5 protein-coding genes are annotated in these 6,287 nt (G+C 75.6%); 1 reads left to right on the top strand and 4 read right to left on the bottom strand.

The window, feature by feature from the left end:
* Positions 1 to 47: 47 nt before the first annotated feature.
* The 4 genes from ABZW03_RS35520 to ABZW03_RS35505 all read right to left on the bottom strand — a co-directional run bounded on the left by ABZW03_RS35520 (position 48) and on the right by ABZW03_RS35505 (position 4,517).
* Positions 48 to 2,414 carry an RICIN domain-containing protein gene (locus ABZW03_RS35520; protein WP_355267946.1) on the bottom strand — a complete coding sequence of 789 codons (2,367 nt, stop codon included), beginning with the start codon at positions 2,412 to 2,414 and terminating at the stop codon, positions 48 to 50.
* 262 nt (positions 2,415 to 2,676) lie between these two features.
* Positions 2,677 to 3,243, bottom strand: a complete 567-nt coding sequence (locus ABZW03_RS35515) for a rhodanese-like domain-containing protein (protein ID WP_355267943.1) — start codon at positions 3,241 to 3,243, stop codon at positions 2,677 to 2,679.
* Positions 3,244 to 3,351: 108 nt separating this feature from the next.
* Complete coding sequence (locus tag ABZW03_RS35510) at positions 3,352 to 4,101, bottom strand: sulfite exporter TauE/SafE family protein (RefSeq protein ID WP_355267940.1); 750 nt, start codon at positions 4,099 to 4,101, stop codon at positions 3,352 to 3,354.
* Complete coding sequence (locus ABZW03_RS35505) at positions 4,098 to 4,517, bottom strand: rhodanese-like domain-containing protein (RefSeq protein ID WP_355267937.1); 420 nt, start codon at positions 4,515 to 4,517, stop codon at positions 4,098 to 4,100. Before ABZW03_RS35505 ends, ABZW03_RS35510 begins: the two co-directional genes overlap by 4 nt.
* 311 nt (positions 4,518 to 4,828) lie before the next feature.
* Between ABZW03_RS35505 and ABZW03_RS35500 the strand changes: the two genes are divergently transcribed.
* A complete protein-coding gene (locus ABZW03_RS35500) occupies positions 4,829 to 6,214 on the top strand; it encodes an MBL fold metallo-hydrolase (protein WP_355267935.1) in 1,386 nt (461 codons plus the stop codon).
* The last annotated feature ends 73 nt before the right edge of the window (positions 6,215 to 6,287 follow it).

Here is a 6,287-nt window from a genome sequence, read left to right as displayed (position 1 = left end):
CGGCCGCCCGGGGGGGGCCGGCCGGCCGCGGTGGTGCGGTGTGGGGGTCAGTCGGTGACGGCCGCGGTCGCGGAGCCGCCAGGGGCGAGGGTCACGGTGGCGCAGGTGTAGGCCACGCCGTCGACGGTCGTGGTGCGGGCCTCGCGCGGCTCGCCGTCGACGGTGACGCGGGCGTGCCGTCCGGGGAATCGGGCCTCCCAGGTGAGCGGCTCGGTACCGGTGTTGGTGACGGTGCTGCGCCGCGCGCCGTCGTGCCGGACGGTCACCGTGCCGCCGCCCACCGGGATGCCCGCGACCTGGAGCCAGCCCATCGAGGCGGGCAGCTGCGGGGTGGTGGCGAGCGCGTGGCCGGCGGCGTCCGGGGTGACGCCGAGCAGGCCCTGGACGGTCTGGGCGAGCAGGGTGAACGGGACCTCGGGGTAGTCGCCGTTCAGCATCGCGCCGCTGACGTGCGGCTCGCCGACGCTCTCGTAGACGTGCCGCATCCACTTCCAGGCGGTGGTGCCGTCGTGGCCGGCGAAGAAGGCGTCCGGCAGGTAGGTGTAGGCCTCCAGGTTGGCCGAGCGCTCCGGGCCGGAGTCGGCGGCGTCGATCGCGGCGAGGAGGGCGTCCCGGCGCGGGCCCGGGTCGAGCAGCTGCTTGACCGGCATCAGCACGCTCGCCTCGTAGCCCCAGCCGGTGATCGGCTTTCCGGCGGTGTCGTAGCCGTGCACGACCTCGCCGGGCTGTGAACCGTCCATACTCCAGGTGGAGTTGACGTACGAGCGGAGCCGCTCGGCGGCCTTCCGGTGGTCGGCGGCGGAGGCGGCGTCGCCCCGGGCGTCGGCCAGGAGGGCGGCGGCCAGGTAGGCCTGGTACTGCGAGCCGACCGCGTCGCCGGCCTCGGCGTAGGTGCGGGTGGCGTTCTCGGCGTAGCTGGCGGTGCCGGCGAAGATGCTGCGGCTGGTGGCCTGCGGGATCGGCACCCCGCCGTTGTCGACCGGGCCGGGGTGGCCGGCGACGAACGGGCCGAGGGTGTCGCGGACGTAGCGGCCCAGGCCCGGGTCCTCGGCGTAGTCGCGGTCGCTGGTCCAGCGGTAGGCGTCGCCGGCCCGCTGGACGAGCTCGAACGGGGCGGGCAGCTCGCGGACGAAGCGGTCCGGGCCGCGGTAGTCGATGGAGAGGTAGCTGCGGGCGTCGAAGTCGAGCGCCCAGACCGGGTAGAGCCGGTTGACCTCGGTGGCGGAGGCGGCGAAGCCGCGCAGCATGGTCTTGTTCTCGTCGTCCAGGCCGAGCAGGTGGGCGCCGACCAGCTGGTGGGAGAAGTCGCGGCTGTAGAAGGCGGAGCGGAACGGGTACCCGGCCCAGTAGGTGGCGTCGTAGGTGGTGGTGCCGGTGCCGCCGGGGTGGTTCTCGTCCTGGTCGAGCACGCCGGTGGTTCCGGCCTGCTGCACCCAGCTGTTGGCCTTGGTCTTGGCCCAGTCGAAGAGGGCGACGAGCTCGGGGTCGGAGGAGTCGGCCACCGGGTCGTTGGGGGCGGCCGGGGCGACGGCGGCGTCGTCCACGTTGACCCAACCCGTGGGCGAGGAGGCGATGGTGAGGGTCAGCCGGTCGCCGGGGGCGACCGGCACCCCGGGGGGGGTGTACTTCGCGTAGACGGGCTGCTCGGGCAGCGGGACGGAGCGCACCACGGCGCCGTTGACGCTGACCGAGAGGCTGCCGCCGGCGCCGCCGGTCGCGATCCAGGCGGACAGGTCGTAGGCACCCGCGGAGACGGCGGTCACCTGCTGGCTCACCGCGTGGCCGGGGCCGGCGTCGAGGTAGGCGAGGCGGCTGCCGCCGTGCGGATTGTTGGCGGCGGTGCCGGTGTGGTCGGTGAACGTCCAGGCGGCGGAGCCCTGTTCGAAGCCGGGATCGGCGAGGACCAGCGGCTCGGTGCGGGTGAGCGTCCAGCGGTGGGCGGGGCGGTGGTCGCAGCGGTGGTCCACCGGGGCCGGGTCGGCGGTCAGGCAGTCGCCGGTGCCGCGGACGGTGAGGGTGTAGGTGCCCCGGGGCGCGCGGGAGACGGTGAAGCGCTCGGCCTCGGGGGAGCTGCCGCAGTCGGCGGTGGCGGGGCGGCGGTCCGGGCCGCCGAGGGTGAGGCAGCGGCCGTCGGCGGCGTTGACCAGCAGATAGTAGGCGCCGGAGCGGCGCAGCTGCCAGCGCTGGCTGAGCAGCCGTCCGCAGGCCGCGCCGACCACCGGGGTGCCGGGGGCGGGCTGGGCGTACTGCGGGCCGAGGCAGCGGCCGTCCAGGGCGGAGCCGAGCAGGTAGCTGCCGCCGTCGACGAGCGGTGCTCCGGCGGCCGCCGGGGCCGGGGCGGCGCCCAGGGCCTGGGCGGCGAGGACGGTCAGGAGGGCGAGACCGGTGGGTACGGCGCGGGGGCGGGGCGGCATGGCGGGCTACCTCCGGTCGGTGGTGCGGGCGGGTGGTGTTTGAACGTTCAAATCTGGTGGGGCATCCGGGTTATGATGCATCGCATGTGATGGGTGACATTTCACATGGTGGGCACGGCCACGTCAACGGGGCGCGCGGTGACGGCTTCCGGGAGATCGCCGGGAGAACGGGTGAAGGTCCCTGCCCGACGGGGGTGGGCAGGGACCTTCACGGTGCCGGGCTCGGCGCCGGGTTCCGGGTGTTGGCCGGGGTTGCCCGGGCTCAGCGCTTCAGGGTCGCGAGCGTCTCGTCCAGGTTCGGCGTGCCGGGGCGGGGCCGGTTGTACGGGAGCTTGGCGAGCATCGAGCCCATCGCGCAGGTGTTGGTCAGCGCGGAGAACGCCAGCCCGCCGCCGACGGCCGCGGAGACCCAGCGGGCGCCCGGCAGGGCGAGGTCGACCAGCAGGCCGGCCAGCACCAGCGAGCCGGCCACCAGGCGGACCTGGCGGTCCATCGCCCACACCCGGCGGGCGCCGGCGACCTGGTCCAGCGGCCGGCCGGCGGCCGCCCAGGCGTTGGTGCCGCCGGTGAGGGTGAGGGTCGGGATGCCGGCGTCCGCCAGCTGGCGGCAGGCGTTGTCGGCGCGCGGCCCGGCGGCGCAGACCACGGCTATCTCGCCCTGCCCGGCGGCCTCGCGCAGCGCGGGCAGGGCGCGGTCGAGCCGGTCCAGCGGGACGTTCAGGGCGCCGGGGATGTGGCCCGCGGCGTACTCGCCGGGGGAGCGGACGTCGACGAGGGTGAGCTGTCCGAGGCGGGGCTGGAGCTGCTCGACGGTCAGCGGCGTGGTCATGGGGGGAGTCCTCTCGGGAAGGGGTGTCGGTGGTGGGGTATGAGGGGGTGCGGTGATCGGCTCGGAGTGGTGACCGGTTCGACGTGGTGACCGGCATCGGCGCGGTGGTCAGCTCAGGGTGGTGACCAGCATCAGCGCGGCGACGGCGAGCAGGGCGACGGCGAAGGCCTTCTGGAGGGTGCGCCCGCTGAGCTTGTCGGCCAGCCGCTTGCCGTCCCAGGCGCCGAGGATCGCGGCGCCGGTGAAGGGCGCGGCCACGGCCCAGTCGATCGCGCCGGTCGCCCCGAGCCGGGGCAGCAGGGCGGCGAGCGAGTTGGCGGTGATGACCAGCAGGCTGGTGCCGACCGCCTCGGCCATGGTGAAGGCGAGCACCGAGACCAGGGCCGGGACGGCGAGGAAGCCGCCGCCGACGCCGAGCAGTCCGGTGACGGCGCCGAGCCCGGCGCCCGTCGCGGTGGCGCGGCCGGGGCCCGCGGCGGAACGTTCCTGCTGCTCCGCCCTGGGCGGCTTCAGCATCCGCCAGGCCGCGAGCGCCGCCAGCACCGCGAAGGCGCCGGTCAGCAGGGCACCCGGCAGGCGGGTGGAGAGCGCCCCGGCGGCCAGGGCGGCGGGCAGTCCGGCGGCCGCGAACAGCGCGCCGGTGCGCCAGCGGACCCGGCCCGCCCAGGCGTGGGCGAGCAGCCCGGTCAGCGAGGTCGCGGCGACGATCACCAGGCTGGCGGTGGTGGCCAGCGCCGGGCTGAAGCCCAGCAGGTAGACCAGGGCGGGGACGGCGAGCATGCTGCCGCCGCCGCCCAGCCCGCCCAGGGCGAGCCCGACCACCGCGCCGGCGGCGAGCGCCAGCAGCAGCGTGGTCATCCCAGGCGCCCGGCGCCGCCGCCGGGCGTGGTGACCGGCAGCCCGGCCAGCGCCCAGGCGTTCATGCCGCCGGCCACGTCCAGCACCGGGACGCCGCGCTGGGCGAGCAGCTCCGCCGCGCGCCGGGAGCGGTTGCCGGAGCGGCAGATCGCCAGCACGGTCCGGCCGGCGGCCCCGGCCGGCAGCGGAACACCGGCGACCAGCCCGATCAGCGGCTGGTGCAGTGCGCCGGGGGCGTGCCCGGCGGTGAACTCGGCGGCCTCCCGCACGTCCAGCAGGACGGCGGCGCCGGTGCGGGCGAGTTCGTGGGCCTCGGCGGGGGTGGTCCGGCCGGAGGTGGTCCGGGCGGGGGTGTCGGGTCCAGGGGCGTTCCATCCTGGCGCGTTCGGTCCGTGGGCGTGCGGCAGCAAGGGCATGGGTGTCTCCAGTGGTGCAGGCCGGACCGCAGCGGTCCGGCGGATCGGGGGCGGCGCGGGCGGCGCGGGCGGCGGCCGGACGGGCCCGATGGCCCGGTGGGGCGGCCTGGCCGGCGCGTCCTCGGCCCCGCCCGTACCCGGATCGGTGGCGGCGGCCGTTCCCCCTCGATGCCCACCATAGTACCCCCGGGGGTATTATCGAAATCGTTCGGCATACCCCCGCCCGTATCGGCCCAGCAGGCCGTATGCTCGGAAATATACCGAGGGGGGTATCAAGAAGACGTTTCGGACCCCGACGAGGAGACCACCCCGTGATCTTCAGCCAGTACTACCTCGACTGCCTCTCCCAGGCCTCCTACCTGATCGCCGACGAGGGCACCGGCCAGGCCGTGATCGTCGACCCCCGCCGGGACGTCGACGAGTACCTCGCCGACGCCACGGCGCGCGGCCTGACCGTCGTCGGCGTCATCAACACCCACTTCCACGCCGACTTCCTGGCCGGCCACCTCGAACTCGCCGACCGCACCGGCGCCTGGATCGGCTACGGCCGCCGTGCCGAGACCGAGTACCCGATCCGGCACCTCACCGACGGCGAACGCATCTCCCTCGGTGACGTCACGCTCCAGATCATGGAGACCCCCGGGCACACCCCCGAGTCGATCAGCATCCTCGTCCACGAGCACGCCACCGACGAAGCCCCGTACGGCGTGCTCACCGGCGACGCCCTGTTCATCGGCGACGTCGGCCGCCCCGACCTGCTCGCCTCGGCCGGCGTCACCGCCGAGGAACTCGGCGCGATGCTCTACGACAGCGTCCACCGCAAGCTCATGGCCCTGCCCGACCAGGTCCGCGTCTTCCCCGCCCACGGCGCCGGCTCGGCCTGCGGCAAGAACCTCTCCAGCGACCGCCAGTCCACCATCGGCGCGCAGCGCCTGACCAACTACGCCTGCCGGCCCATGGACCAGGACACCTTCGTCCGCATCGTCACCGCCGGACAGTCCGTCGCGCCCGCCTACTTCGGCCACGACGCCGCCCTCAACCGGCAGGACCGCCCGCTGCTCGACAGCGCGAACGCCGCCCGGCCGCTGTGCCCCGAAGGCTTCAAGGAGGCCCGGGCCGCGGGCGCCGTCGTGCTCGACGCCCGCAGCCCCCAGGACTTCGGCGCGGGGCACGTCCGCGGCGCCGTCAACGTCCCCGTCGACGGCCGCTTCGCCGAACAGGCCGGCACCGTCCTCACCCCCGACAGCGCCATCGCGATCATCGCCCCGCAGGACCGCGAGGGCGAGGTCGTCACCCGCCTCGCCCGCATCGGCTTCGACCGCATCGCCGGCTACCTGCGCGACTCCGGCAACGCCCTGCCCGCCCTCGCCGACGAGGTCACCCCCGCCAGCCGCCTCACCGCCGACCAGCTCCGCACCGCCCTCGCCGACGAGCGGCCCCCGACCGTCCTGGACGTGCGCACCTGCGGCGAGCGCGAAACGGGGTCCATCGAGGGATCCCTGCACATCGCCCTGGCCGAACTCCCCGGCCGCCTGGGCGAGATCCCCACCGACCGCCCGCTGGTCGTCCACTGCGCCGGCGGCCACCGCTCCTCCATCGCCGCCAGCCTGCTGCGCCACCACGGCCACACCGACGTCTCCGACCTCCTCGGCGGCTACGCCGCCTGGCACGCCCTCACCCACCCGGCCCGGGCCTGAACCCGGCGGCCCGGACCCGGAGTCGGCGCCGGCCGGCCAGGCCCTCCAGGGGGACGAACCGGCCGCCGCGGAC

This window comes from Kitasatospora sp. NPDC004799, from assembly GCF_040609095.1.
Classification (GTDB): Bacteria; Actinomycetota; Actinomycetes; order Streptomycetales; family Streptomycetaceae; genus Kitasatospora.
The sequence above is the reverse complement of the archived record's forward strand: the minus strand, read 5'-3'. Positions and strand labels throughout refer to the sequence as shown.

Bases quoted from the DNA above. Each gene is read 5' to 3' on its own strand.
- ABZW03_RS35520 (WP_355267946.1), bottom strand. From the start codon at position 2,414: ATGCCGCCCCGCCCCCGCGCCGTACCCACCGGTCTCGCCCTCCTGACC.
- ABZW03_RS35515 (WP_355267943.1), bottom strand. From the start codon at position 3,243: ATGACCACGCCGCTGACCGTCGAGCAGCTCCAGCCCCGCCTCGGACAG.
- ABZW03_RS35510 (WP_355267940.1), bottom strand. From the start codon at position 4,101: ATGACCACGCTGCTGCTGGCGCTCGCCGCCGGCGCGGTGGTCGGGCTC.
- ABZW03_RS35505 (WP_355267937.1), bottom strand. From the start codon at position 4,517: ATGCCCTTGCTGCCGCACGCCCACGGACCGAACGCGCCAGGATGGAAC.